The sequence below is a fragment of the Mycobacterium sp. HM-7 genome, from assembly GCF_053852335.1.
Genome location: NZ_CM132657.1, coordinates 201,736 through 228,616, shown reverse-complemented (window position 1 = coordinate 228,616; position 26,881 = coordinate 201,736). Strand labels below are relative to the sequence as shown.

The following is a 26,881-nucleotide window of genomic DNA, read 5'->3' as shown; positions in this document are numbered from 1 at the left end:
TCCCGAAAGGCGAAATCATGTCCAAAATCAGCGAGTTGGGCCCGTCCCCCGAGCACGCCAAGTACCAGGCATTGCTGCCTCAGTTTTGGGAGCGGGTCGCCCGGCAGGAACAACTCGCGATCGAACGTGGGCTTCCCGCACAGGGTTTGATCGACTTCGCGCAGACCTGGTTCGACGCGTGGGCCGAGCAGGACATCAAGAAGATCGACTACTGCATCGCCGACGAGTGCAGCTACATCGACAGCTCCACCTTCCAGGTGAACAAGGAAGGCCGCCAATTCACCATCGACAATTGTCAGGCGAGCTTCGAGGTGTTCCCCGACTTCGCGTTCTACCCGCAGGACGGCACCATCCGCTCCCTGCCGTACGCCGACTATTTCGACGGGCAGTGGCGCATCACCATCCCGTGGCGCGGCATCGGCCGGATGAGCGGTGAGACCGTCGTACCCGGCCTCGACGTCAAGCTGCGCGGCACCGGACAGTGCCTCAACTTCATCGGCATCGACCGCTACACCCTGACCGACGACTTCAAGATCACCCACATCGACACCGACTGGGACATGCTCTACGGCGCCGCCCAGCTTGTCGGCCTCGGCGGGCTCGTGCACAGCGAACGCCTGCAACGAGTGGGCATTCGAGCGGCAACCGCCGTCGCCCCCGCAGTCCGACTCTTCACCCGGATCACCGCACGCTGATCCAGCCTCGGACCCGAGAATCGCTTGAATCATCAACCGCAGCAGAACAAATGGAGTGAGTGTGCCCGACAAATTGGCCAGATTCAGCCGAAACCCGATCCGCGAAATCCGGCTGGGCCTGACCGGCCGAGCGTCGAACCGCCCGCCCGGCCCACGCGGCCGCGCAGTCACCGGGGTACTGCGCGAGTATCAGGGTGATCCGTTCACCTACCTGCGGACCTGTGCCGAAGAGTACGGCGATGTCTTCTCGGTGCCACTGCCCGGCATGGACGTGGTGTGCATCAATCACCCTGACCACGTAGGCCAGATCATGGCTGACAACACCGGCACCTTCAGCATGATCGGCCCCTTCGAATCGCTGGCCCGCACGATCATCGGCGCATCGATTCCCTACATGGAAGGCGAACCCTTCCGCCGTCGGCGGCGCCTGATCACCCCGATGTTCCGCAACAGCTCCCTCGCCGGGCTGTCGCCGGCGATCGTCGATGAATTCACCCACCGGATCGACGCCTGGTCACGATGGGCCGACGAAGGTACGACCGTCGACCTCCAGCACAAAATCGCTTGGCTGACAATGCCGGCATTCATGCGCGCCATGTTCGGCATCACCGTCACCGACGACGAAATCCACCAACTCGACCTCGATATCCGCACCGTCATGAAGATGATGAGCGCGGCTGTTTTGATCAACAAACCGCCCAACCTCCGTCCTGGCGGTCGCGACAACCTGTGGCGGGCGTATCGACGCACTCGACGATGGATCAAAACGCAGATCGAGCGCCGCCTGGCCAACCCGATTGACGGGGTAGACCTGTTGCAGGTGCTGTTGGACGCGCGCGATGAAGACGGTAACCCGCTGAGCCGCAAGGATCTCGTCGCCGAATTGATGATTCTGATCGGCGGTGGCTACGAAACGGTGGTCGCCTCGACGGCATGGACATTGGCGCTGCTGCGAGACAATCCCGCGGCCCTCCAGCGTCTGTACGACGAAGTTGACGCACTCGACGGGCAGGCGCCGACCTACGCCGACCTGGAACGCCTGACCTGGGTCAAGGCCTGCTTCGACGAGGGCCAACGGATGCAGGGGCATCCTTTCCACCCACGGATCACCATGCGGGACAGCGAAATCGGCGGCTATCGGATTCCGAAAGGCACCATTGTCGGGGTATCGGTCTATGCCCTGCACCGGGATCGGCGCTGGTGGCAGGACCCGGATGCGTTCGATCCGAGCCGGTTCACGGACCCCGAGATCGCCTCGGCACGCCCCTCGTTGGCGTACATCCCGTTCGGCGCGGGTCCGCACCGGTGCATCGGTTCTCAAATGGGTTACATGAACGCGATATTCATCTTGACCCTGCTGCACCAGCGCTATCACCTGGACATCGATCCGGCCTGGCGCCCGACCCACGCCTCCACCTTCTCCTGCACCATCGACGGCGGCCTTCCGGTGCGGCTGCGACACCGCCAGACCGCCGGCCTCGGCGATGCTCGGCAGCCGGTGTGATGACCACCATCCGCGTAGACCGCGATCTGTGCCTGGAGACGGGCCAATGCGCCCGCATCCTCCCCGGTCTATTCGTTCTCGATAACGCCGGCCCCGTCCGATTGGCGGGAGATCAACCATCGGGCCCGGCCGCGCTGAGCAGCGCCGACCTCAAGCAAGCGCACCACGCCGCGGCAACCTGTCCGTCGGCTGCGATCACCCTCGAGGAGCAGTGAACCGACCATGCTGATATCGGCCGCCGGAGAGTCAGGAATTCTTGCTCCGCCCAACGACTTACATGTCAACCAGACCGCAGCCTCGATCGTGCTGGCGCTCGTTTGCGTCGCTCTTCTCACGACGCTGGCGAGCGCTGTGATCATCACGCGCCGAGACCGAAACCCACTGTTCCTCCTGCTGCTGGTCAGCGGCGCACTACTGTTCCCCTTCTTCGTCGAGCCGGCCGGGGACATCATCCTGGCGACCTGGTACCCGGCCGACACGCCGGGCATCGCCGCCACCATCCTCGGTCGGCACATCCCGTGGTTCGTCGTGATCGGCTATGCCGCCGGGATACCCGTGGCCTGCTATGTGGGATATCGGATGATCGTGACCGGCCTCGCGGTGAAACGAATCCTGTTGACGCTGGCCGCCATTTCCCTCAGTGAGGGCATCATCGAGATGACCGCTGTGCATTTCGGGTTCATGAGTTACTACGGCAACCGCGCTCTGGTCTTGGGCGTCCCGTTGTCCTCACTGGTGCAGAACGCGGGCATGTTCGTCGTCATCGGTGTTGTCCTGGCCTGGCTGGTGCCGAAGCTCCGTGGATGGAGCTGGGCGATCATTCCGATCGTCCCCCCAACGGTTTTCATGGCCTACGTCGTGGCCTGCACGATGCCGAGCTTCTACGCCATCCACGGCCAATTCGCACCCATCCCCTTCTGGATCGCGGCAGCCATATCCACCGCCCTGAACGGCGGCGTTGCCATCGCAGCGCTCTACACCGACATCGCGCAGCGCTACCGCACGGACGCTGTGGTCACTCGAAACCCATTGATATCCAACGCCGTACCGGCCGCTCAGGCCTGACCGCCGCATCAATTGCAAGGAGACTTCCATTTACCCGCAACACCACCTCATCGCAGCCGGCCCCGGCGTCATCCCACCACCGGTCGAGCTACATGCCAACCAGACTTTTGCGTGGGGCTTCCTGATCTGCCTTGCCCTCGTCACCGTCGCAACGGTGGGGTACGCCGTCATCGACGCCTGGCGCACCCGCAGTCCCCTGCTGGTGCTATTGATCCTGGGCGGCGCCACCTTCGGTGCGTTCGCCGTCGAACCGACCTACGACATCATCATGGCCACGTGGTACCCGTACGACCTGCCCATCCAGCTCCTCACAGTGGTCGGGCGACCGATGGCGCTGATGGTGGTTTTCGCGTGGATCCAGATCGGCGTCACCGCGTACCTGAGTTACCGGATCGTGCTCGCCGGTTGGTCGGCCGCCAGGGCGCTGGCATTGTTCGCCGCGATGTCGCTGACCGAGGGCCCGATGGAGATGCTGTGCGTGCACTTCGGCGTGATGAACTACTACGGAAACCACGCCGCCATCTTCGGCGTTCCGCTGCCGAGCCTGGTCCAGAATGCCGGCATGTTCGCGGTGATCGGCGTCGCGCTGGCGGCCCTGGTTCCGCACCTTCACGGTTGGCGCTGGGCCATCCTCCCGTTCTCGGTGGGGATGTTGTACCTCGGCTACGTGCTGGCCTGCACCTGGCCGAATTTCCTTGCCATTCAAGGGCAAGCCTCGACACCGGTGTTCTGGCTCGCCGCGATCGTGTCGTCGGTCCTCAACGGCGGGGTGGCCATCGCGGCATTGCAGTTGCCGACGGCGAGGAAGTACCGATCGACTGTCCACTCCGGTCATGGCCAGAGCCGGCAGTCGAGCACAGATGCCGAGCCGGCAACCGTTTGATCAAGCTGCCCCGCGACGCACCGACCAAAGAGGACCGTGAAACTCGTGAGCACGCCGAACGACATGCCGCTGGACCGCGCGTCACTACTGTGGCGGTGGGCAGGGGACATGCGCATCGCTTTCGAAGGCGGCACTGCCGGCCTGTTGCAAACGATGCACCCTGCCATCGGCTACGGACTGATCGAACATTCCAACTTTTTCGATGATCCGGTAGACCGGGTATTCCGTTCCCTGCCAGGCATCCTCGGCACCATCTACCGCACGGACGGCGCCACCACGGGCATCGCGGTCCGCGATTACCACCGCGACATCAAGGGCGAGGTGCCCGGTGGTCAGCACTATCACGCGCTGAACCCGAGAACCTACTGGTGGGCCCACGCCACGTTCCAGCGGATGGTCGACCGAGTCGCCACCTACTGGGACACCTATGAGCTCACCGATGCCGACTTCGAGCAGCTCTACGCGGAGGGCTGCATCTGGTACCGCCGTTACGGCGTCAGCGATGCGCCGCTGCCGCCGGACCGTACGACTTTCGAGGCTGAGTTCGAGCGCTACTGCACCGAAATCCTGGAACCCAACCCCGCGTCGGACTACCTGATTTCGTTCATCAAACGACGAACCATCCCGAATATGGCGGCGTCACCATACTTCCCGGCGCCGCCTGGCCTGAGCGCCGTGACCGACCGGCTGCTGCCGATGCACGCGACGCGGGCGGCGCTGGCTCCGCCCATGCAGCTCACGATATTCGGCGGCCTGCCCGAGGTCGTGCGCGAGCGATTCAAGATTCGGTGGACACGCGCGGACGACCGTGCGTATCGCACCATCCGGGCCGCCATTCGGCGAAGCTGGCCGCTGGTCCCGCGCTCGTGGCGCTGGCACCAGGAGGCCCGCACTGGATGGCACCGAGCCTGACAAGTAGTCCGATATCCACCAAGTTCACCACTCCGCCCATTAAGGTCGATTCATGGTTCAGATCCAAAGCAGCTCAACCATTTCCGTGCCGACGGCGTTCGCGTTCGACTACGTCACCGATTTCACGCTGATGCCCGAATGGCTCTACGGCATACAAGAGATCCGGTGTATCAACGGCATTCCGAACGGTGTTGGCTCCCGCTACGAAGGCGCCATCAAACTCGGCGCCACCCTCCGGTCCTCCATCGAGGTCACCGCACACGAACCCAACCGCCTGCTCGCCACCGAATCCCGTGCCGGCATCGTCAACCAATCGTCTTGGCGGTTCCGTGAACTCGCCGAAGAGCTGACCGAAATCCACACCACGATCGACTACGAGTTACCCGGCGGGCTCGCCGGCCGCGTGCTCGCCAAGGCCATCGAACCATTCATCTCGATCGGGGTCGCATCAAGCGAACGCACCCTGCGGTCCAACCTGGAAGTGCGCTTCCAGGCGCTGACGCGGTAGCCGCGTCAGACAGTGGCAGCCGAGTACTTCTCGATCAGCGACTGCTTGTACAGCTTGCCCGTGTCGGTCCGCGGCAACTGCTCCTCGAACGAGATGGACCGCGGGCACTTGTAGTGCGTCAACCGATCCCGCAGCCAGGCCAGCAGTTCACCACCGAAATCCGGGGTGCCGTCAGCCGGATCTACCGTCTGCACAACCGCTTTCACGCTCTGGCCCATCTCGGCGTCGGGGATGCCGAACACCGCGGCGTCCATCACCTTGGGATGCGTGACGAGGACGTTCTCCGCTTCCTGCGGGTAGATGTTCACGCCGCCGCTGATGATCATGTGGTGTCGCCGGTCGGTGAGGTAGAGGTAGCCGTCCTCGTCGAGGTAACCGATATCGCCGACAGTGGCCCAGCCGTGCTCATCCCTTGAGGCCGCGGTCTTTTCGGCGTCGTCCAGGTACTCGAAAGTGTTGCCGCCCTCGAAGTAGATTTCGCCGGGCACACCCTGCGGCTGCTCGTTGCCCTCCTCGTCGAGGATGTGCAGGACGCCCAGCATCGGCTTGCCGACCGACCCGGGATGCGTCAGCCAGTCCTCCGCGGTGATCAACGTCGAGCCGATGGCCTCCGAGGAAGCGTAGTACTCGTCGACGATGGGTCCCCACCAGTCGATCATCTGCTTCTTGATCTCCACCGGACACGGCGCTGCCGCGTGCATGACCCGCTTGAGCGACGACAGGTCATACGAATCCCGCACGGATTGAGGCAGTTTCAGCATCCGGGTGAACATCACCGGCACGAACTGGCCGTGCGTGACGCCGTAGCGCGCGATGGCGTCCAGACAGCCCTCGGCGTCGAACTTCTCCAACACCACCGTGGTGACGCCCTCGGCCTGAATCTGCATCGACCACACCGACGGCGCGGTGTGGTACAGCGGCGCCGGGCTCAGGTAGACGGCGTCCTTGGGCAGCCAGAAGCTCATCAGCATCTTCATCAGGCCCGGCACCTCGGCCGGCGGCAGGTGCGTCAGCTCCCGCTTGATGCCCTTCGGACGGCCCGTCGTACCCGACGAGTACTGCAGCAGGTCACCTTCGATCTCGTCGTCGATCGGCGTATCAGGATGGGCCGCAACGCATTCCGGGTAGCGGTCCCAACCCGGCAGCTCACCGTCGGCGATCATGAGCAGCTTGGGCAGTCCAGCCGTAAGGTGCTCGGCCAGGCCCGCGCAGGTGTCGCTGAGCGCCGCCGAGCCGATCACCGCGGTGGCTCCGCTGTTCTCGATGATGTACGCGGCTTCGGCCGCCGTCAGGTGGATGTTGATCGGCACGTAGTACAGGCCACTGCGCCGCGCCCCCCACATCGCGGCGTGCATGTGCTCGTTGTTCTCCATCAGGATGGCAACGACGTCGCCCTCGACCAGCCCGTTGGCCCGGAAGTGGTGCGCGAGCCGGTTGGCCCGGGCCTCCAGTTCGTCGAACGTCACGACGGTGCCCGACGGGTGCAAGATGACGGCCGGTTTTCCATTGCCCACATGCTGGCGAATCTGCATGACGGCACTCTACGACAAGTAACTTGACACCTGTCAAGTGGCAGCCTACCGGCTTACTACCGACAACTCCCGGCCGTCAAACCTCACGGCGTCCCCGTCATCGTCGCCCCCGCCGAACGGCGCCCGCAGCGTCGCGGCCACATGACGGCGGTTGATGATCAGACCCACGACCGTCAGCGCACCGTAGACGCCGCACAGCACCAGCCGTCCGGTCGTCGAGGTGATCGGGAACTGCACCGCGAACAGCGCCAACAGCAGCCACGCCGTCGCCCGGTGGAACCGCAGCGACAGGATCAGCGCGACGCCCATCAATGTCTGGGTAGCGGTCAGCAGCACTTCCTCGATCTGCCGGCCGTCGAGAACCAATTCGGTTCCGCCGCCGCCGGCCAGGTACGCGATCGGCAGCGAGCCCATCAGCAGCGTCCACTGGTTGACCTTGGACGAGATGAGGGTGGCGATCGCCGCCGTGCTCTTGCCCCGCGCGGCGAAGATGGTCGCGATGATGAATTCCGGCGCTTCCGAGGCCAGCGGCGCCAGCCACTGCACCAGCAGGAAGCGATCGACGCCGAGCTCGGTACCGGCGTTGATCAGACTGTTCGCGAACGGCTCCGCGCACATCAGGATGACGGCGCCCGACGCCACGAACAGCGTCACGACGGTGATCCGGCGGGCCCGGTCCGGCAACGCACCGATGGCCGCGGCGGTACCGACGAGCTCGGGTTCTTCCGGCTCGCCGCGGGTGAGTTTGTACAGGTAGAAGCCGAACCAGGCCAGCATTGCCACGCCGAGCACCAGGTGGATGCGGCCGGTCGTCGGGATGACGAAGGCCACGATTCCGGCGATCAGCAGGAAGCCCAGCTCGACCCGATTGCCGGGGTCCAGCGCGAGCATCGATTTGCTGCTCTTGTCGGCCGACATCTTCCGCGCGACGTAGAGGCCGACGATCACCACCACCGGCCAGCCGATCCCCATGAGCAGCCGGTTGGAGCCGGTCATGTTGGCGGCGGCGTATTGCACGTACTCGGCGTGGTGGCCGGCCACGTAGGCGTAGTAGAGGTCGACGGCGTACTCGGGCAGCACCGCGATCAGCGCCAGGACGGCGATGGCGAGGCCACCGGACACGTCGACCTGCGCCGCTTCGGCCGCCCAGGCCAGCACGAAGCTGGCAGCGACGACGGCTGCCCCGAAGGCCAGCAGCGAGACGACCGGGTTCGGATGCACCCCAGTGAGGCGCAGCACCACTGCCGGGAGAACGAACGCAGCGGCCAGCAGCAGGGATCGCACAAGCGGCCGACGCGTGGTCGGGCCGGCTGATCGGATGCTGGTCACGTCGCTGACCATAGCCATCAGAAACCGCGCCAGCAACTTAGCGTTGCTACGAATTACCCCGGCTTGTTGCGCTGAATTTGCTGGTCAGCGTCGTGAATATTTCAAGTTCGGTAACCCTAACTTGATTTTATGGCTAACCATGACGGGGCGTGGCGGGGAGCCGGCGGACGTACAGCGAGCACCGAGTACCTGAGTTCAGCCACGGCACCTGCGCGCGTCTGATGATTGACGCGACGTACTTCTCTCGCCGGATTCTTCCCTGGATTGCGGAGACCGCCCCCAAATACACACAACCCCCGATCTCCGAGGAGACGGGGGTTGTGTGTTTACGCCGGAAGGATCAGCCCTCTTCAGCCAAGCGGTGCTTGAGGGCGTCGAACTCGTCCTTGATGCCCGTCGGCAGCTTCTCGCCGACGAACTCGAACCACTCCTCGATCAGCGGCAGCTCGTTGCGCCACTCGTCGACACGCACGGCCAGCGCCTCGTCGACGTCGGCTGCGTCCACGTCCAGACCGGCCAGGTCGAGGTCGGCCGCAGTGGGAACAATGCCGATCGGGGTGCTCTTGCCCTCGGCCTGGTGCTCGATGCGCTCGATGGCCCACTTCAGCACGCGGCTGTTCTCGCCGAAGCCCGGCCACAGGAAGCGGCCGTCGTCGCCACGGCGGAACCAGTTGACGAAGAAGATCTTCGGCATCTTCGACTCGTCGGCGTTCTTGCCGATGTTGATCCAGTGCTGGAAGTAGTCACCGACGTGGTAACCGAGGAACGGCAGCATGGCCATCGGGTCGCGGCGCACGGTGCCGACCTTGCCTTCGGCGGCGGCGGTCTGCTCGGAGCCCAGGGTCGCGCCGATGAACACACCGTGCTGCCAGTCGCGGGCCTGCGTGATCAGCGGCACCGTGGTCTTACGGCGGCCGCCGAACAGGATCGCCGAGATCGGCACACCCTGCGGGTCATCCCACTCGGGGGCGACCGACGGGCACTGCGAGATCGGGGTGCAGTAGCGCGAGTTCGGGTGCGCCGCCTTGGTCTCCGTCTCCCGCAGGATCCAGTCCTGGCCCTTCCAGTCGATGAGGTGCTCCGGCTCGCCTTCGAGGCCCTCCCACCAGACGTCACCGTCGTCGGTCTTGGCGACGTTGGTGAAGACGGTGTTGCCGGCGGCGATGGTCTTCATGGCGTTCGGGTTCGACGACCAGTTGGTGCCCGGCGCGACGCCGAAGAAGCCGAACTCGGGGTTGACGGCGTAGAGCTGGCCGTCCTTGCCGAAGCGCATCCAGGCGATGTCGTCGCCGACGGTCTCGGCGCGCCAGCCCGGGATGGTGGGCTGCAGCATCGCGAGGTTGGTCTTACCGCACGCCGACGGGAACGCCGCGGCGATGTAGTACGCCTTGTTCTCCGGGGAGATCAGCTTCAGGATCAGCATGTGCTCGGCGAGCCAGCCCTCGTCGTGGGCCATGGCCGAGGCGATCCGCAGCGAGTAGCACTTCTTACCCAGCAGGGCGTTGCCGCCGTAGCCCGAGCCGTAGCTCATGATCTCGCGGGTCTCGGGGAAGTGGGTGATGTATTTGGTCTCGTTGCAGGGCCACGGGACGTCTGCCTGGCCGGGCTCGAGCGGCGCACCGATGGAGTGCAGTGCCTTGACGAAGAAGCCGTCATCGCCGATCTTGGCCAGCGCCGCCGCCCCCATGCGGGTCATGGTGCGCATCGAGACGACGACGTACTCCGAGTCGGTGATCTCGACACCGAGCTTGGGGTCCTCGGCGTCCAGCGGGCCCATGCAGAAGGGCACGACCCACATGGTGCGGCCGCGCATGCAGCCGCGGTAGAGGTCCGTCATGATGCCGCGCATCTCGGCCGGGTCCATCCAGTTGTTGGTGGGACCGGCGTCCTCTTCGCGCTCCGAGCAGATGAAGGTGCGCGACTCGACACGGGCGACGTCGGACGGATCCGACAGTGCCAGATAGGAATTCGGCTGCTTCTCTGGGTTCAGCTTCTGGAAGGTGCCGGCCTCGACGAGGTGGGCGGCGAGGCGGTCGTACTCCTCTGCCGAGCCATCGGCGAACATGACCCGGTCGGGCTGAGTCAGCTCCGCAACCTCACGAACCCAGGCAAGCAGCCCGGCGTGAGTAGTGGGAGCGGCGTCGAGACCGGGAATGGTCGCTGAGGTCATCAAATTCTCCTGCTCGCAAATCGCAGCTATACCTCTTTAGAGGTTAACGTGAGTGACATACAAGTGGACAATCGGGCGGCTGTCCGATCTCTCACAAGACCGATTCAGAAAGCTTTATCACCGGTCCCGTATCCGCTGGTACCGCGATTCGGGGCGACCGGCACACGGTTACCGGTCAGTAGCGCGACGGCCTCGCTCGGCACAATTCCGAAATCGCTCAATTTTTCGTTTTGTGATGTGCAGACGCCGTCGCCGCCTGGGCCTCCAGTAACCGATACGACAGTTCCTCTTCGGTCGCCTGCCGTGCCGCCGCGACGGCCGTCCCCACCCAGCGGTCCAGCACCGCCCGGCGATGCAGCCGCGCGCGGCCGCCGATGACCGCCACGGTCAACGCCAGACCGAGAGCCAATGCCAGCACCCCGCCGATCGCGTCGGGCACGCCTGCCAGCCCCGTCGCCACCCTGGCCAGCCCCAATGCCGCGCCCGAGCCGAATCCCGTGCCCAGCACGATGCCCAACCACAGCTCGTCGGGACGCTGGGCGAGCACCGGACCGCTCACCGCGGGAAGCGGCCACCGGTCGGTGGACCCGGCGACGCCCAGCGCGATCGCCGTCGCGTCACGAATCCCGTCGGCGACCTCGGCCAGCCGCTCGCAGGCGTCGGCTTCGAAATCCTCGGCCGCGACCCGGCCGGACGGCACCCGCCTGAGCAGCTCGGCACGCAGGTCGCCGTACCGCGCGCGGGCATCGCGGACCAGTTCCAGCCTGATGCGCTGCAGTTCCAATCGAGACGTCTCCGGCCGGGCGCCGGACCCCGCGAGCAGCCGCAATGAACCGCGGCTGAGCTCCGCGGCACAGCGCCGGTGCAGGTCGTCGGTGGCACGGCGGCCATGGCGGCGCCAGTGCACGGCTCGGCGCAGATGGGCGTCGGAGTCCATGCCGCGGTCGACGGTCAGTCCGTCGGCTTCCAGCGCTGCCGTCGCCGCGACGGTGAGCAGTGCCGCCGTCGCATCCGAGGCCAACCACCGCCGAACGCGGTCGTCGTCCAATTCACTTGCCGCCCAGGACATTTCACTCAAAACCGTACAGATGGCCCGATAGCGGCCCGCGGCGTCGCCGGCATCGGGTCCCGCGACGACGTGCGCCACCGCCGGAACCTCGTCCGTCAGCCCCCCCAGAGCAGCCGTGAACCGCTGCCAGATATCCCCTGACACCACCTACCCCCGGATGCCATCGTCGCACCTCCGCGCGGGTGCGGCCGACGCCAGTTTCAACCCACTGTGTCCAGGCAACTGTTGGGTATCAATCTGCACCACGATGCGGGCTCTCACAGCCTGATGAGAGACGATGGATGAATGTATGCCCAGCGCGAGGACACCGGGGCGAGCGAAGCGACGGGGGAAGTCGACGCCGCCTCGTCGGCCGGCGCCCCGGCGGCCGAACCCACCGCCACGCCGCCGCGACAAACCACCGACGCCCCCGCACACCAGCACCGGCGCGTCACCAGCTTCCGGTCCCGCCGGTCGAGCCTGTCCACCAAGCAGCAGAGCACGTGGGACCGACGGTGGCCTGAGCTGGGCAAAGTCGCCCGCTCCGACGACGGTGAGCCGGCCCCGCTGATCGATACCGCCGACTGGTTCGGCCGCACCGCACCGGTCGTGTTGGAGATCGGCAGCGGCACCGGCATCTCGACGCTGGCCATGGCGCAGGAGGAACCGCACCTCGACGTCATCGCGGTCGAGGTCTACCGCAAGGGCATGGCTCAACTGCTCGGCGGCGTCGACCGGGCGGGCCTGACGAATGTGAGATTCGTCCGCGGTGACGGCGTCGACGTGCTGGAACACATGATCGCGCCGGGCACCCTGACCGCGGTGCGCGTGTTCTTCCCCGATCCCTGGCCCAAGGCCCGGCACCACAAGCGCCGCCTGTTGCAGGCCGAGACCGTGGCGCTGATCTCGAGCCGCCTCAAGCCCGGCGGCATCCTGCACGCGGCCACCGACCACGCCGACTACGCCGTGCAGATCGCCGAGGTGGGCGACGCCGAGCCGACGCTGAAGCGCACCTCGGTCGACGCCGACCTGCCGATCTCGGTACAGCGGCCGACGACCAAATACGAGGCCCGGGGCATGCGGATGGGCAGCCCGATCACCGAGCTCATCTGGGAGAAGCTCTAGGTGACGACCACTGAGGCCTTCCCGCAGGCGATTCCGCAGGCCATTCCCCAGCCCAAGCCCTTCGCGCCGACCCCGCCGCCAGGGCCCCGGCCGCACCGGGTGCTGCTGGTCTGGGACGCGCCGAACCTGGACATGGGCCTCGGGTCGATCCTCGGCGGCCGGCCGACGGCCGCTCACCGGCCCCGGTTCGATGCGCTGGGCCGCTGGCTGCTGGCCCGCACCAACGAGATCGCCAACGGCCGGCGGCCCGACCAGGCTCCCGTATCGCTGGAGCCCGAGGCGACCGTGTTCACCAACATCGCCCCGGGTAGCGCCGACGTCGTGCGGCCGTGGGTGGAGGCGCTGCGCAACGTCGGTTTCGCGGTATTCGCCAAGCCCAAGATCGATGAGGGCAGCGACGTCGACAGCGACATGCTGGCCCACATCGCGCTGCGCCGCAGCGAGGGGCTGGCCGGCATTTATGTGGCCTCGGCCGACGGCCAGGCGTTCCGGCAACCGCTCGAAGAAATCGCCCACGACGGCACTCCCGCGACCGTCGTCGGATTTCGCGAACATGCCAGTTGGGCGTTAGCGTCGGATACCTTGGACTTCGTCGACCTGGAAGACATCCCTGGCGTCTTCCGGGAGCCGCTGCCGCGAATCGGCCTGGATTCGCTGCCTGATCAGGGCGCGTGGCTGCAGCCCTTCCGGCCGTTGTCCGCGCTGCTGAGCTCGCGCGTTTAGGAAAAACTACAGATGACGTGTGCGCTGGCCAAAAATGGCAATCACTTTGAGCAGGACTTTATGCAGATAATCGTGAGGAGCTGACGTGTTCGCCTGGTGGGGTCGAACGGTGTACCGATTCCGATACATAGTGATCGGTGTCATGGTCGCACTGTGCCTTGGTGGCGCCGTATACGGGTCCAGCCTCGGCGAGCATGTCACCCAGAGTGGCTTCTACAACGAAGGCAGCGAGTCCGTCGCCGCTTCGGTGCTCGGTGACGAGGTCTACGGCCGCGACCGGACCAGCCTCGTGGTGGCCATTCTGACGCCGCCCGACGACAAGAAGATCACCGACCCGGCCTGGCAGAAGAAGGTCAGCGCCGAGCTGGACACCTTCGTCAACGACCACAAGGACAAGGTCGTCGCCTGGGTCGGCTGGTTGAAGGCCCCCAGCGACGGTCTGAAGAAGATGACGACGCAGGACCTGCGGCACACCTTCATCACCGTCCCGCTCAAGGGCGACAACGACGACGCGATCCTGAAGAACTATCAGGCCGTCGCCCCGGACCTGTACAAGGTCAACGGCGGCAACATCAAGCTGGCCGGCCTGGAACCGCTCGCGAGCGAACTGACCGGCACCATCGGCACCGACCAGAAGCGCGCCGAGCTCGCCATCGTGCCGCTCGTCGCGGTCGTGCTGTTCTTCGTGTTCGGCGGCGCGGTCGCCGCTGCGCTGCCCGCGATCATCGGCGGCCTGACCATCGGCGGCGCGCTCGGCATCCTGCGGTTCACCGCCGAATTCGGCCCGGTGCACTTCTTCGCTCAGCCCGTCGTGACCATGATGGGTTTCGGTATCGCCATCGACTACGGCCTGTTCATCGTGAGCCGGTTCCGAGAAGAGCTCGCCGAGGGCTACGACGTCGAGGCCGCGGTACGAAGATCCGTCATGACCTCGGGCCGGACCGTGGCGTTCTCCGCCGTGATCATCGTCGCGTCCTCGCTGCCCCTGCTGCTGATCCCACTGGGCTTCCTGCGGTCCATCACCTACGCGATCATCGCGTCGGTCCTGTTGGCCGCCTTCCTGTCGAACACCGTGCTGCCCGCGGTACTGGGCATCCTCGGCACCAACGTCGACGCGCTGGGGGTGCGCACCCTGCTGAAGGTGCCGTTCCTGGCCAACTGGCCGTTCTCCCGCCGAATCATCGACTGGTTCGCCGAGAAGACGCAGAAGACCAAGACCCGCGAAGAAGTCGAGAAGGGCTTCTGGGGCAAGTTGGTCAACGTCGTGATGAAACGGCCGCTGGCATTCGCCGTGCCCATCACCATCGGCATGATCCTGCTGGTCATCCCGCTGGGACAGCTGGCCCTCGCCGGTATGAGCGAGAAGTACCTGCCGCCGGACAACTCGGTTCGCGTGGCCCAGGAAGAGTTCGACAAGATCTTCCCCGGGTTCCGCACCAATGCGCTGACGCTGGTGATCAAGAGCGACAACGGCCAGCCCGTCTCCGATCAACAGATCGCCCAGGTGCGGGCCAATGCCGGAACCGTCAGCGGGTTCGTGACGCCGGACGACAACGACAAGTCCAAGATGTGGGCCGAGCGGACCTATCAGGAGGGCGGCACCAAGGACCCGGCTGTCCGCGTGCTGTCCAACGGTCTCATCAACAGCGGTGACGCCGCCCAGAAGATCGACGAATTGCGCACCCTGCAGGAACCGCACGGTGTCACGGTCATGGTCGGCGGTACCCCCGCGCTCGAGCAGGACAGCATCAGCACCCTGTTCGAGAAGCTGCCGCTGATGGTGGTGATCCTGGTGGTCACCACGACCGTGCTGATGTTCCTGGCGTTCGGCTCGCTGGTGCTGCCCATCAAGGCAGCCCTGATGAGTGCCCTGACCCTCGGGTCGACAATGGGCATCCTGACCTGGATGTTCGTCGAGAACGGGCACGGCTCGGGGCTGATGAACTACACCGCCCAGCCACTGATGGCCCCGATGATCGGCCTGATCATCGCGGTGATCTGGGGTCTGTCGACCGACTACGAGGTCTTCCTGGTGTCCCGCATGGTGGAGGCCCGCGAGCGCGGCATGTCCACCGCCGAGGCCATCCGGATCGGTACCGCCACGACCGGCCGCCTGATCACCGGTGCGGCGCTGGTGCTGGCTGTCGTCGTCGGCGCGTTCGCGTTCTCCGACCTGGTGATGATGAAGTACCTGGCATTCGGTCTGCTGATGGCGCTGCTGCTCGACGCCACCGTCATCCGGATGTTCCTGGTGCCGGCCGTCATGAAGCTGCTCGGCGACGACTGCTGGTGGGCGCCGCTGTGGATGAAGCGCGTCCAGCAGAAGCTGGGGCTCGGCGAGACCGAGCTGCCCGACGAGCGCAAGCGCCCGACGGTCCGCGAAGCCGAGGACCCGCGCGCGCTGGTCGGGTCCGGTGCGCCGGCCCGTCCGCCGCACGATCCCACGCATCCGGCCGCCGGCCAGCGGGCCATGCCGGCCCGCATCGTCCCCGGTCAGCCGCAGCCGCCGAGCCAGGCGCCGACCAACCGGATGCCGAGCGCTCCCGCACAGCCGCCGGCTCCGCAGGTCCCGCCCGCGCCGCCGTCGGCTCCGTCGGCCCAATCTGCGGAGCCCGCGACCACGCGGTTCAGCGCCGCCAAGGGCGCCTTCCGCAACGTGGTTTCGAATGTGACGCGCGCCGTCACCCCGCAGAACGGGGACCCGACGCCCCCGACCACTGCGATCGGTGACCCGGCGACCACCGCCTTCGGTCCGACCTCCGAGCCCGCCACCACCGCGTTCCGCGCGCCGGGCGCGGGCCGGCCCGCCGAATCGGGCCAGGGCGCCTCCGGCAACCGGGAGATCGAGTCGTGGCTCGGCCAGCTGCGGGGCAACATCAGCGCCTCCGGGCCGCAGATCCAGAGCCCGTCAGACGCTCCTGGCGAGGGCAACGAGCCGACCACCGCATTCCGCGCTCAGCCGGGCGATGCCCCGGACGCCACCGAGAAGATCGATACCGCCGAAACCCAGCGTCGTGGTACCGGCGGCGGGGTCAGTGCGCAGGATCTGCTGCGCCGGGAGGGCCGTCTGTAGCAGGCGGCGTGGCCCCTGGTGACACCGTCTCAGTGGCCACGGCGCCGGCCTCGGCGAGCAGTTCTGCCTGTTCGGCATCCGGGTCGCTGGCGACCAGCACGCGGATGGCGCTGTTGAGGAACGCGACGATCGGCACGGCAATCAGCGCGCCGATGACGCCGGCCATCACACCGCCACCGGCGATCGCCAGCACGACGGCGAGCGGGTGGACCGACACCGCGCGGCCCATCACGATCGGCTGCAGCACGTGGGCCTCCAGCTGCTGCACGGCGATGATCAGGCCCAGCGCGATGAGTGCGTAGATCCAGCCCTTGGCGATCAGCGCCACCACCACGGCCACGAAACCGGTGAGCACGGCACCGACCAGCGGGACGAACGCGCCGAGGAACACCAGCGATGCCAACGGGAGCGCCAACGGCACGCCCATGATCGCCAACCCGGTGCCGATGCCGACCGCGTCGACGAGTGCCACCACGAAGGTCGCCCGGACGTACCCGATCAGCGAGCCGAAGCCGGCCCGGCCGGCGTCCCGCACCCGTTCCCGCACCGAGGCCGGCACGATCCGGGTGACGAACGCGTAGATGTCCCGGCCCCCGTGCAGCAGGAAGATCAGGGTGAACAGGACCAGCAGCAGGCCGGTGATGATCTCGGTCAGCGCGCCCGCAGTGGAGAAGACCCCGCTGGTGAGCTTGGACTGATTGTTCTTCAGGGCATCGATGGCGGTCTGGCCCACGCTGTTGATCTGCTCGCTGCTCAGATGCAGGATCGGGCCTTCGGTCAACCATCTGCGAGCGCCATCGATGCTCCTGGTGACCTGCTCGACGAGCGCCGGGGCGCCGTCGATGAACTGGGAGACGACGAACGTCAGGATGCCGCCCATCACCACGACGGAGCTCAGCAGCATCACCGCGACGGCTGCGCCGCGCGGTAGTCCGCGCCGGGTCAACAGGTCGACGGCGGGCAGCAGGAACGCGGTCGCCAGAGTGGCCAGCAGCACCGGCACCACGATGACCTCGAGCTTGATGACCACCCACAGCACGGCGAGCACCGCACCGAAGATCGCCAACAGGCGCCATGACCAGGCTGCGGCCTTGCGTACCACCGGATCTACCGCTTCACGGGCATGCGACATGGGCGCCAGCGTAGCGCCGACCGATGACGCCACGGGGTCGTAGCGAGTGTCGTACCGAGGGGTGTTGCGCAAAGCGCCCGCACACGGCGTGCCGCACGCGACACGCCGGATACGCTAGGCGGGTGTCGAACGAGGCTGTGCCAGGCCGAATGACGGCTCGCCGTCGTTGGCTGTGGACGGCTTGCCGTCGCGATGATGCCCGCGCGCAACCGGGTCGGGTGCGCGGCAAGTACTGGTGGCTGCGGTGGGTGCTCATCGGAATCGCCGTCGCCGTGCTGACCATCGAGGTCGTGATGGTGTGGGAGCAGCTGGCCAAGGCGTGGCGCAGCCTGCTGTCGGCGACGTGGTGGTGGGTCGCGGCGGCGGCCTTCGCGGCCCTGGCGTCGATGCACAGCTTCGCGCAGATTCAGCGCACCCTGCTCCGCTCGGCCGGCGTCGAAGTCAAGCAGTGGCGGTCCGAAGCCGCGTTCTATGCCGGCAACGCACTGTCCACCACGCTGCCGGGTGGCCCGGTGCTCTCGGCCACCTTTGTCTACCGGCAGCAGCGGTTGTGGGGTGCCTCGCCGCTGGTGGCGTCGTGGCAGCTGGTGATGTCCGGAGCTCTGCAGGTGGTCGGGCTCGCCCTGCTCGGGCTGGGTGGCGCGGTACTGCTCGGCGCGAGCAAGAACCCCTTGTCGCTGATCTTCACGATCGGCGGTTTCGTGGCGCTGCTGCTGCTGGCCCAGACCGTGGCGGCCAATCCCCAGCAGATCGACGGCATCGGCGTGCGGCTGCTGTCATGGTTCAACTCGCTGCGCGGCAAGCCCACCGACACCGGACTGGACGGCTGGCGCCGCACCCTCAGCCAGCTGGAGTCGGTGAGCCTGAGCCGCCGGACCTTGACCATCGCGTTCAGTTGGTCGTTCTTCAACTGGGTCGCCGATGTCGCATGCCTGGCCTGCGCGGCCTACGCCACCGGCGGCCACCCGTCGCTGGCGGGCCTGACGGTCGCGTACGCCGCGGCGCGCGCCGTGGGGGCGATTCCCCTGATGCCCGGTGGGCTGCTGGTGGTCGAGGCGGTGCTCGTGCCCGGCCTGGTGTCCAGCGGCATGACGCTCGCAGCCGCCATCTCGACCATGCTGATCTATCGCCTGGTCAGCTGGATCTTCATCTCGGCAATCGGCTGGGTGGTGTTCTTCTTCCTCTTCCGCACCGAGAAGGATTTCGATCCGGACGCGGCCGAAACCCCTCGCACCGAACCGGGTCCCCGGCCCGAGAGTCCTGAGCCGTCGCATGACACGGGGTAGCCGGCTGGCGGCGGCGGTGGTGTTGCTCGCCACCGCACTGACTTCATGTACGACCGTACCCAAATCGGTTCAGTCCTCTTCTTCCCCAACGACTTCCGCCGGCGCCGCCGAGCCGATGGTCACCCCGGTCCTGGCCGATGTGGTGGCAGAGCCCGTTCCGGTTCCGGCCACCGACGGCCGGGTACATCTCGCATACGAGCTGCTACTCACCAACACCTCACCCGAACCCGTGACGGTCGCCTCGATCGCGGTCATGGGGCCGGCGGGGCCACTGCTGCAACTGTCCGGCGCCGGCCTCGTCTACTGGACGCGGACCATGGGCACCCGGATCAGCACCGACGATCTGGGTCCCGGCCAGCGGTCGATCGTGTGGCTTGACGTCAGCCTGGAGCCGGGAAGTGCGGTGCCCCAGCAGCTTTCGCACCGAGTGGTGGTCAAGGTCCCCAAGCCCATGCCGCCGCTCGTGCCGCCGGTGGTGACCGAGACCGTCGCCCCGGTGACGGTGTCCGGCCGCAAGCCCGTCGTCATCGAACCGCCACTGCGCGGCCCGGGCTGGGTCGACGCCAACAGCTGCTGCGACATGACACCGCACCGGATGGCGCTCAACCCGATCGACGGAAAGCTCTGGGGTGCAGAGCGGTTCGCCATCGACTACGAACAGTTGCAAGCCGACGGCCAGCTGTTCACCGGGGACCGCGCGAAGACGGACAGCTATCGCTACTTCGGCTCCGACGTGCACGCGGTGGCCGACGGCCCGGTGGTGGCGGTCCTCGAGGGCCTGCCCGAACAGGTGCCGGGCGTCGACCCGACGGGACTCACGCTGGCGCAATACGGCGGCAATCACGTCGTCCAAGACATCGGGAACGGAAACTTCGCGTTCTACGCGCACCTGAAAACCGGCAGCGTCAAGGTCAAGCCAGGTGACCGGCTGAGCACCGGACAGGTACTGGGAAACGTCGGCAATTCCGGCAATTCGACCGCGCCGCATCTACATTTCCACGTGATGAGCACAGCTGACCCGCTGCGCGCGGACGGCCTGCCGTTCGTCTTCCGGTCATTCAAGCTCACCGGCCGCCTGGCCGATATGGCGGCCGTCGACGCACTCGAAGCCGGCAGACCCGCCCAGCCGGCGCCCGGCTTCACCGCCCGCGACGAAGACAATGTCAGCCCACTGAATCTGGACGTGATGACCTATGACAACTGAGCAGGCCACCGGAACCCGCAGCGCCGCACTGGCTTTCCTCGCCGACGTGGTATGCGTGGTGATCTTCTGCACCATCGGCCGCCGCAGCCACGCCGAGGGCATCACCCTGGCCGGTGTGGCGCAGACGAGTTGGCCGTTCCTGACCGGGACCGTCGCGGGCTGGGCCTTGTCGCGGGGCTGGCGCCGCCCGACGGCGCTGAACCCGACCGGCTTGGCGGTCTGGGTCAGCACCGTCGTCATCGGCATGCTGCTGCGCAAGGCGTCGGCACAGGGTGTCGCGGTCAGCTTCGTGATCGTCGCCTCGACCGTCACGGCCATCCTGCTGCTCGGCTGGCGCGGCGTCGCTCGATTTCTGAAGTGATCTGTGCACGAAAATCCGCGCTACCCGCGGATTTTCGTGCACAAATCCCTGACTAGCGGCCGGCTGGGCCAGGAACACCGCAGCGGTCGCGGATATCCTTGAGCGGCTGCCGGATGCCCTGCAGTTCGGCCTTGGTCTGCGGGTTCGCGGCCAGGTACTGCTTGACCTTGGCGTGCGCCTGGTCCCTCGACAGGCCCCGGAGGCTGGAGAAGAAGTCGTTCACATCCGGGTGGGTGAACAGGTAGGCCGAGGTCGACGCCTCGACACCCGACTTGACGCCGGCCAGGTCCGCCGCGGAGCAGTTGGGCGGCACGTCGTCGGCGAGGGCCGACGGGACGGCGCCGAACAACATGCTGCCGGCGACCGCGCCGGCGCCGATGAAGCCGGCGACAGCGCGTCGCTTGGCCAGTGCGGTGAGCATCATGTGGTCAAACCCCTTCGTCGAGAGCTCCGGTAGCGGAACCCCGACGGGGCTACCGGCCCCTCAAAGATAAGCAGAAGAGCTGATAACCGCCTGCCGTTGCTAGCGCCCGGCGGGTTGCGCCGCCGACACGGCCTGAGCCGCGGGGATGGAACCCGTCGCCGTCGTCACGCCGGGCAGGGTCGGTGTGAACGGCACGGCGCCGGGCACGCTCGGCATCGCGGGCAACGTGGCCGGCAGCCCGCCGCCCTGCGGCACCGACTGCATCAGACCCATGAGCTGCGGCAGCGTCAACGGCAGCTTGCACTGCGAAGACAGCGTCACCAGCGGCGCCTGCAGGTTCTGCAGCGCGGCGCCCTCCTGCGGGTTGGCATCGAAATAGGTCTTCAGCGCTGCCAACGACTGCGGGCCTGGCTGCTGCTGCGAAATGGTCGTCAGCGTCTGGTTCGCGGTGGGATGCGCATCGAGGTAGGTGCCGGTCGAGGTGGCCACCATGCCGATCGTCTTGGCGACCTGGCTGGCGGCACACGGATCCTGGCCCGCACCGGCCGACGGGGCCCCGAACGACGTGACCATCACACCGCCGAGTGCAGTTACAGCGAACATCCCGGCGAGCCCGCGGCGAACCGTCGCACTGGTCGTCTTCATGGCAAATCTCCTCACGGGTTTACGGGCCAACAACGGCCGTGTAAACACTCGGCAAACACTGATTTCCCGGGCTGGCGCTGAACATGCGCCGGACCGCATCCGGGATTCGGCTCCCGCCATCTTGCCATCGCCGCCGGGCCGCTGACCAATCCACACAGCAAACATCCAGGTCACCGCATGGTTCCCGGCGACGCCCACCACCCGCGAACCCGCGCCGACGGGGCCGCGAGCCGCCCGGTTGCAGTTGGATCAAGGTTCCCGTCAGGCGGCTCAACGCCGCTCGCGGGCCGGTCACCCTACCCCATACTGGGGTAGGGTCGGCGACACGCAACGCCGATCAAAAGACTCCGGTGGCAACCGGAACGACCGCAGGAAGAGGGTTCGCCATCCAGCAGTTGATGATGCGGCTGAGCGGTCTGCTTCGGCGTTGGCGCTGGGCGGTTTTCGCCACCTGGCTGCTGCTCATGGTGCCGTCTCTGTATCTCGCGGCGACCCAGTCCAGCAACCTCAGCGGCGGCGGGTTCGACGTCGCCGGCTCCCAGTCCCTGCACGTCCAGTACGAGCTCGAGGACCACTTCCCCGACGAGGGCGCCTCGCCGCTGGCCTTGGTCGCGGCCCCGAACGCCAATGCGTCACAAGAAGACATGACCGCCGCTGTCGACGAGCTGAAACGCATCGCGGCCGGCGTCTCCAACGTCAAGGTCGTCCCCGACCCCACGCAGGCCGAGCCGCAAGCCGGCAAGCCCTACGTCGTAACCCTGCGGCTCGACTTCAACAACAGCGGCGCCGTCGACATCGCCAAGAAGCTGCGCAAGGAGGTCGGCATCGAGGGCGGCAAGCCCGGCCAGACCGCCGACGGCAAGGTCCGGCTGTACGTCATCGGGCAGGGCGCACTCGGTGCGGCCGCCAGCGAGACGACCAAGCACGACGTCGCCGAGGCCGAGAAGTGGAACCTGCCGATCGTCCTGATCGTGCTGCTGGCGGTATTCGGCTCCCTCGCCGCCGCGGCGATGCCGATGCTGCTCGGCGTCTGCACGGTGATCGTGACGATGGGGGTGGTCTACCTCCTGTCCATCTGGGTCACGATGAGCGTCTTCGTGACAACGACGCTGTCGATGTTCGGCATCGCGCTGGCCGTCGACTATTCGCTGTTCATCCTCATGCGCTTCCGCGAGGAGCTTCGCGCCGGCCGCGACCCGGAACAGGCCGTCGACGCGTCGATGGCGACGTCCGGCCTGGCGGTGCTGCTGTCCGGGTTGACCGTGATCGCGTCGATCACGGGTATCTACCTGATCGGCACGCCGGTGCTGTCGTCGATGGCCACCGGCGCCATCCTGGCCGTCGCGGTCGCGGTGCTGACGTCGACCACCTTGATTCCGGCGGTGCTGGCCACGTTCGGCAAGCGGGTCGCCAAGCGCTCGTCGTGGCTGCACGTCTCCCGCCGCCCGGACGCCACGCAGTCACCGTTCTGGACCCAGTGGACCGAACGCACCATGCGGTGCCCGTGGCTGTCGGCGCTGCTGGCCACCGTCTTCCTGGTCGCCCTGGCGGCGCCGTCGTTCGGCATGCAACTGGGCAACAGCATGTTGCGCCAGTTCGCGCCGACCCACGAAATCCGCAGCGGCGTGGCAGCGGCGGCGGAAGCGCTGGGCCCGGGAGCGCTCGGCCCGATCCGGGTACTGGCGACGTTCCCCGAGGCGACGGCGTCCGACCCGCAGAACACCGCGACGCTCGACGCGCTGCACCAAACGATGACGCAGGCGCCGGACGTGGCGCAGGTCGCGCCGCCGGTGTTCAGCAATGACAACCGCAGCGCCCTGTTCTCGGTCGTGCTCTCGGTTGACCCCGAAGACCTCGTCGCGCGTGACTCCATCACCTGGCTGCGGCAGCATCTGCCGCCTGTCACCGGCCCCAACGTCGCCATCGCGGTGGGCGGACCGACGGCGCTGATCATGGACTTCGACCATCGCGTCGCGAACACCGAAGTCCTCGTGTTCGTGTTCGTGTCGCTGATCGCCTTCGTGATGCTGCTGATCTCGATCCGCTCGGTCGTGCTGGCGCTCAAGGGCGTCCTGATGACGGTGCTGTCGGTGGCCGCGGCCTACGGCAGCCTGGTGATCGTCTTCGAGTGGGGCTGGTTCCAGGCGCTCGGGTTCAAACCCCTGGAGTCGCTGGACAGCACCATTCCGCCGCTGGTACTGGCGATGACGTTCGGCCTGTCCATGGACTACGAGATCTTCCTGTTGACGCGCATCCGCGAACGCTTCCTGCAGACCGGCAACACGCGCGATGCCGTCGCCTACGGCGTCAGCACCAGCGCCCGCACGATCACCAGCGCCGCGCTGATCATGATCGCCGTGTTCATCGGGTTCGCCTTCGCCGGCATGCCGCTGGTGGCCCAGATGGGGGTGGCCTGCGCTGTCGCCATCGCGGTCGACGCGACGGTGGTGCGACTGGTCCTGGTGCCCGCGCTGATGGCGATGTTCGACCGGTGGAACTGGTGGTTGCCCAAGTGGCTGGACCGGCTGCTGCCGTCGGTCGATTTCGACAAGCCGCTGCCCACCACCGATACCGGCAGCCTGGTCATCATCCCCGACGACATCTCCGCACTGGGCCCCTCCGGCGCCGAGCTGCGCAGCGTCGTCAAGTCCGCCGCCAAGCTGAAAAACCTTGCCGCGCAGACCGTTACCGTCCCCGATCCGCTGGCGTTCAGCGGCTGCGGTGCCAGCGACACCGGCGAGCAGCAGTACGTGCCACGGGCGGTGCCGCGGCGGATCGCGGCCGCACCCGCTCGCAATGACGGATCCCGCACCGGGCTGGCGCTGCTGCGCCGGCGCGCACACGGCCATTCCCGGGCGGCGTCGGACAACCCCGACGTGCACCCCGTCACCATGTGGGGTGGACGGCTGTCGGTCGCCCTCGACGCCCTGTCCCTCAGCGACACCGACGGGCCCGCCATCGAGCGCCGCAGTCCCGTGGAGACCACGACGGTCCTGCTGCCCACCGGCGACCGGCTGGACATCCCGACGGGCGCCGAAACGCTGCGGCTCAAGTGCTACCTGATCATGTCCCGCAACAGCGTCCAGGACTACGCCGACTTCGTCGACCTGGTGTCCTGTATGGACATCCGGACCGCGGCCGCGGTTCTAGCCGGAATTGACGGGTATTACTGTGGAGAACGGTCGAAGAACCAGTGGGTGGCCACCCAGTTGGTCCGCAGGTTGGCCGACCCGCACCCGTTCGACGACCAGGAAACGGCAGATTGGCCCGACGTCAAACAGCGTTGTCTGGCGGTGGCGGTGGCCATGTTGGAGGAGGCGAGGTGACGTTGACATCCGAAGTGAGGGACACCCCTTCTGGTGCCGACGATCCCGGTGACTCCGCCGCACCCGGCCCCAACGGGGCACCCACCGTCGCGTTCCCGGCGCAGGCCCCCGGCGAGAAGCCCGTGGAGTTCTGGTCGACGTCGGCCATCCGCGCCGCACTGGAGAACGACGACCTGGCGGTCTGGCAGCGCATCGTCGTCGCCATCAAGCGCGACCCGTTCGGCCGCACCGCCCGGCAGGTCGAAGAGATCCTGGCGACGACCAACCCGTACGGCATCTCCAAGGCGCTGTCCGAGGTGCTCGGCCGCGCCCGTACCCAGCTCGAGGCCAACGAGTGCGCCGAGGTGGCCCGCCAGATCCGGCTGTTGATGGAACGCTCCGGTCTCAGCGAGACCGAGTTCGCGTCCCGCATCGGCGTTGGCACACAAGAGCTTTCGACCTACACGGCCGGGACCACCAGCCCGTCGGCCGCGCTGCTGGTGCGCATGCGGCGGCTCTCGGACCGCTTCGCCCGGATGCGTTCCGCCCGCTCCTGAGCGGGCCTTCCCACCGCGCTACCGCGACGCGATCGGCGTCACGTCCATGACCAGCCAACGTCCGTCCTGCTTGGTCAGCGTGACCCGCAGTCCCAGCACCGTCGCCTGTGCCGGCTTGTTCGGGGTGTTCTGCGTGGCCCGCATGACCACCGCGACGCTGGCGAAATTCGGTCCGATGGTCTCGATGCCTGCCGAGATGGTGCTGGCCTGACCGGCCACCCCCCGGCTGGTGAGATCCTTGGCGACCGCATTGAACTCGTTGCGGTAGGCCTCGGCGCGCTGCGGCGCCATCAACGATGTGGCCCGGTCGATCGACACGTTCGGCGCGCCGGGGGTGAAGGTCGCCGATGCCTCTGCGACGCTGCTGGCGATGCCGACCACCGTGGACATGTCGGCGCTCGTGGCTCGATCCGGCACCGTCCACTTCGTGTAGCCCACGATGGCGGCCGCGGCCACGGCAACCGCCGTCAGCCCGGCGACCGCAAGCCGCAACTTCGGGGCGTCGTCGTCGGTGCCCATGGTCACGCCGTCCCGGCGGAACAGCACGAAGTTGACCACCGACGCCTGCAGCACCAGCAGCCCGACGATCGTGCCCACCACGACCCACCACAGCGGCCGCTCCAACGCCAGCCCGATGTATACGAGGCTCGCCAGCACCGCGAGCGGCGCCAGCACGTCGAAGACCAGTACCCGCCACGCGTTCCTCATCGCAGCGTCTCCAATCGCGAAATCAGCATCTTGCCGCCGACATCGGCCACCCCGAGGCGCAGCCGCCAGCGCACGGTCTGCGGCTTGGCCCCGGCGTTCTGGCTCACGGACGTCGCGATCACCAGCACGGTCGTCGTATCCGAGGAAATCGCGGCGAGCTCCGGCTGGACCTGCGGTTTGCCCTGTTCGCCGGGCGGTATGTGATGCAGCGTTTCCAGCGCGACGGACTCGATCTGCCCGCTGGTCTGGCTCTGCAGCTTCTGCACCAGCTGGGTGAACGGCGCGACGGTGGCGTCGAAATCGGCATTGAGCTGGCCGACGGTGCCCTCGTGCAGCTTCGGCACGTTGACGGCGACGTTGTCCTTCGTCATGTTGATGAGCAGGCTGGACCACTCCGCGGCGGCCTTCATCGCCTGCGCCTCATGCGCGCGTTCCTTGTCGTCGGCCCGGTGGCCCAGGTAAACCCAGGTCGCCAGGACCACCGCGACCACCGCGACCGCGCCCAGCACCGCCGAGGCGACGCCGTAGGGGCTGAAGATTCGATCAGTCTGAGCACTCGGCGCAGCGGCCTTGCCGGCGGGCTCGGCGTCACCGGCCACGGCGTCTTTCGCTGCGTCTTTTTCGGCGGAGTCTTCGCTGCGCTCGTCGGGCATGGGCGTGAGGCTACCCGCAGCGCCCGCCGCCACTGCAGC

General features: G+C 67.0%; 24 protein-coding genes. 15 read left to right on the top strand and 9 right to left on the bottom strand.

Features of this window, described 5'->3' with window-relative positions; all coding sequences use genetic code 11:
- Nucleotides 1-17 precede the first annotated feature (17 nt).
- From ACWW1C_RS01150 to ACWW1C_RS01120, 7 genes are all read left to right on the top strand, one after another.
- A complete protein-coding gene (locus ACWW1C_RS01150) occupies nt 18-695 on the top strand; it encodes a nuclear transport factor 2 family protein (RefSeq protein ID WP_455981723.1) in 678 nt (225 codons plus the stop codon).
- A 61-nt stretch (nt 696-756) separates the two neighbouring features.
- Nucleotides 757-2,199 carry a cytochrome P450 gene (locus ACWW1C_RS01145; RefSeq protein WP_455981722.1) on the top strand — a complete coding sequence of 481 codons (1,443 nt, stop codon included), beginning with the start codon at nt 757-759 and terminating at the stop codon, nt 2,197-2,199.
- Nucleotides 2,199-2,414, top strand: a complete 216-nt coding sequence (locus ACWW1C_RS01140; protein WP_455984498.1) for a ferredoxin — start codon at nt 2,199-2,201, stop codon at nt 2,412-2,414. Before ACWW1C_RS01145 ends, ACWW1C_RS01140 begins: the two co-directional genes overlap by 1 nt.
- 7 nt (nt 2,415-2,421) lie before the next feature.
- The gene (locus tag ACWW1C_RS01135; RefSeq protein WP_455981721.1) at nt 2,422-3,264 is read left to right on the top strand and encodes a hypothetical protein; all 843 of its coding nucleotides are present in this window, start codon (nt 2,422-2,424) and stop codon (nt 3,262-3,264) included.
- 154 nt (nt 3,265-3,418) lie between these two features.
- Nucleotides 3,419-4,147, top strand: coding sequence for a hypothetical protein (locus tag ACWW1C_RS01130; protein WP_455981720.1), 729 nt, complete (start codon nt 3,419-3,421; stop codon nt 4,145-4,147).
- A 63-nt stretch (nt 4,148-4,210) separates the two neighbouring features.
- Nucleotides 4,211-5,059, top strand: a complete 849-nt coding sequence (locus ACWW1C_RS01125) for an oxygenase MpaB family protein (RefSeq protein WP_455984497.1) — start codon at nt 4,211-4,213, stop codon at nt 5,057-5,059.
- Nucleotides 5,060-5,111: 52 nt separating this feature from the next.
- Nucleotides 5,112-5,567, top strand: a complete 456-nt coding sequence (locus ACWW1C_RS01120; protein WP_455981719.1) for an SRPBCC family protein — start codon at nt 5,112-5,114, stop codon at nt 5,565-5,567.
- 5 nt (nt 5,568-5,572) lie between these two features.
- Here ACWW1C_RS01120 and fadD4 read toward each other — a convergent pair whose 3' ends face one another.
- The 4 genes from fadD4 to ACWW1C_RS01100 all read right to left on the bottom strand — a co-directional run bounded on the left by fadD4 (nt 5,573) and on the right by ACWW1C_RS01100 (nt 11,745).
- On the bottom strand, nt 5,573-7,099 hold the full coding sequence (fadD4, locus tag ACWW1C_RS01115) for a fatty-acid--CoA ligase FadD4 (RefSeq protein WP_455981718.1): 1,527 nt from the start codon (nt 7,097-7,099) through the stop codon (nt 5,573-5,575).
- Nucleotides 7,100-7,144: 45 nt separating this feature from the next.
- Nucleotides 7,145-8,428, bottom strand: a complete 1,284-nt coding sequence (locus ACWW1C_RS01110) for a sodium:proton exchanger (protein ID WP_455981717.1) — start codon at nt 8,426-8,428, stop codon at nt 7,145-7,147.
- A gap of 340 nt (nt 8,429-8,768) precedes the next feature.
- Nucleotides 8,769-10,598, bottom strand: a complete 1,830-nt coding sequence (locus ACWW1C_RS01105; protein ID WP_455981716.1) for a phosphoenolpyruvate carboxykinase (GTP) — start codon at nt 10,596-10,598, stop codon at nt 8,769-8,771.
- A 217-nt stretch (nt 10,599-10,815) separates the two neighbouring features.
- Nucleotides 10,816-11,745: a hypothetical protein gene (locus ACWW1C_RS01100; RefSeq protein ID WP_455981715.1), complete on the bottom strand. Its 930-nt coding sequence runs from the start codon at nt 11,743-11,745 to the stop codon at nt 10,816-10,818.
- 207 nt (nt 11,746-11,952) lie between these two features.
- Between ACWW1C_RS01100 and trmB the strand changes: the two genes are divergently transcribed.
- From trmB to ACWW1C_RS01085, 3 genes are all read left to right on the top strand, one after another.
- Entirely contained in the window at nt 11,953-12,771 is an 819-nt protein-coding gene (gene trmB, locus ACWW1C_RS01095) for a tRNA (guanosine(46)-N7)-methyltransferase TrmB (protein WP_455981714.1), read from the top strand.
- A gap of 42 nt (nt 12,772-12,813) precedes the next feature.
- A complete protein-coding gene (locus tag ACWW1C_RS01090; protein ID WP_455984496.1) occupies nt 12,814-13,494 on the top strand; it encodes an NYN domain-containing protein in 681 nt (226 codons plus the stop codon).
- A gap of 85 nt (nt 13,495-13,579) precedes the next feature.
- Complete coding sequence (locus tag ACWW1C_RS01085; RefSeq protein WP_455981713.1) at nt 13,580-16,567, top strand: MMPL family transporter; 2,988 nt, start codon at nt 13,580-13,582, stop codon at nt 16,565-16,567.
- Here ACWW1C_RS01085 and ACWW1C_RS01080 read toward each other — a convergent pair.
- Complete coding sequence (locus tag ACWW1C_RS01080; RefSeq protein WP_455981712.1) at nt 16,527-17,699, bottom strand: AI-2E family transporter; 1,173 nt, start codon at nt 17,697-17,699, stop codon at nt 16,527-16,529. The two genes, ACWW1C_RS01085 and ACWW1C_RS01080, sit on opposite strands and share 41 nt — an antisense overlap.
- A gap of 149 nt (nt 17,700-17,848) precedes the next feature.
- Here ACWW1C_RS01080 and ACWW1C_RS01075 point away from each other — a divergent pair, with 149 nt between their 5' ends.
- The 3 genes from ACWW1C_RS01075 to ACWW1C_RS01065 are packed head-to-tail and all read left to right on the top strand — an operon-like array spanning nt 17,849 to nt 20,550.
- Entirely contained in the window at nt 17,849-18,985 is a 1,137-nt protein-coding gene (locus tag ACWW1C_RS01075) for a lysylphosphatidylglycerol synthase transmembrane domain-containing protein (protein ID WP_455984495.1), read from the top strand.
- Nucleotides 18,972-20,189, top strand: a complete 1,218-nt coding sequence (locus tag ACWW1C_RS01070) for a M23 family metallopeptidase (RefSeq protein WP_455981711.1) — start codon at nt 18,972-18,974, stop codon at nt 20,187-20,189. The genes ACWW1C_RS01075 and ACWW1C_RS01070 overlap by 14 nt, the downstream gene beginning before the upstream one ends.
- Entirely contained in the window at nt 20,179-20,550 is a 372-nt protein-coding gene (locus ACWW1C_RS01065; protein ID WP_455981710.1) for a DUF3054 domain-containing protein, read from the top strand. Before ACWW1C_RS01070 ends, ACWW1C_RS01065 begins: the two co-directional genes overlap by 11 nt.
- 52 nt (nt 20,551-20,602) lie before the next feature.
- On the opposite strand, the gene ACWW1C_RS01060 is transcribed toward ACWW1C_RS01065, so the two are convergent.
- Together ACWW1C_RS01060 and ACWW1C_RS01055 are read right to left on the bottom strand one after the other, a co-directional pair.
- Complete coding sequence (locus ACWW1C_RS01060) at nt 20,603-20,974, bottom strand: heme-binding protein (RefSeq protein WP_455981709.1); 372 nt, start codon at nt 20,972-20,974, stop codon at nt 20,603-20,605.
- 99 nt (nt 20,975-21,073) lie between these two features.
- Nucleotides 21,074-21,619: a hemophore gene (locus tag ACWW1C_RS01055; protein WP_455981708.1), complete on the bottom strand. Its 546-nt coding sequence runs from the start codon at nt 21,617-21,619 to the stop codon at nt 21,074-21,076.
- A 398-nt stretch (nt 21,620-22,017) separates the two neighbouring features.
- Here ACWW1C_RS01055 and ACWW1C_RS01050 point away from each other — a divergent pair, with 398 nt between their 5' ends.
- Together ACWW1C_RS01050 and ACWW1C_RS01045 are read left to right on the top strand one after the other, a co-directional pair.
- Nucleotides 22,018-24,945, top strand: coding sequence for an MMPL family transporter (locus tag ACWW1C_RS01050; RefSeq protein WP_455984494.1), 2,928 nt, complete (start codon nt 22,018-22,020; stop codon nt 24,943-24,945).
- Nucleotides 24,942-25,481, top strand: coding sequence for a helix-turn-helix domain-containing protein (locus ACWW1C_RS01045; RefSeq protein ID WP_455981707.1), 540 nt, complete (start codon nt 24,942-24,944; stop codon nt 25,479-25,481). The genes ACWW1C_RS01050 and ACWW1C_RS01045 overlap by 4 nt, the downstream gene beginning before the upstream one ends.
- An 18-nt stretch (nt 25,482-25,499) precedes the next feature.
- Here ACWW1C_RS01045 and ACWW1C_RS01040 read toward each other — a convergent pair whose 3' ends face one another.
- Nucleotides 25,500-26,189 carry a hypothetical protein gene (locus ACWW1C_RS01040; RefSeq protein WP_455981706.1) on the bottom strand — a complete coding sequence of 230 codons (690 nt, stop codon included), beginning with the start codon at nt 26,187-26,189 and terminating at the stop codon, nt 25,500-25,502.
- On the bottom strand, nt 26,186-26,842 hold the full coding sequence (locus ACWW1C_RS01035) for a hypothetical protein (protein WP_455981705.1): 657 nt from the start codon (nt 26,840-26,842) through the stop codon (nt 26,186-26,188). Before ACWW1C_RS01035 ends, ACWW1C_RS01040 begins: the two co-directional genes overlap by 4 nt.
- Nucleotides 26,843-26,881: the final 39 nt, after the last annotated feature.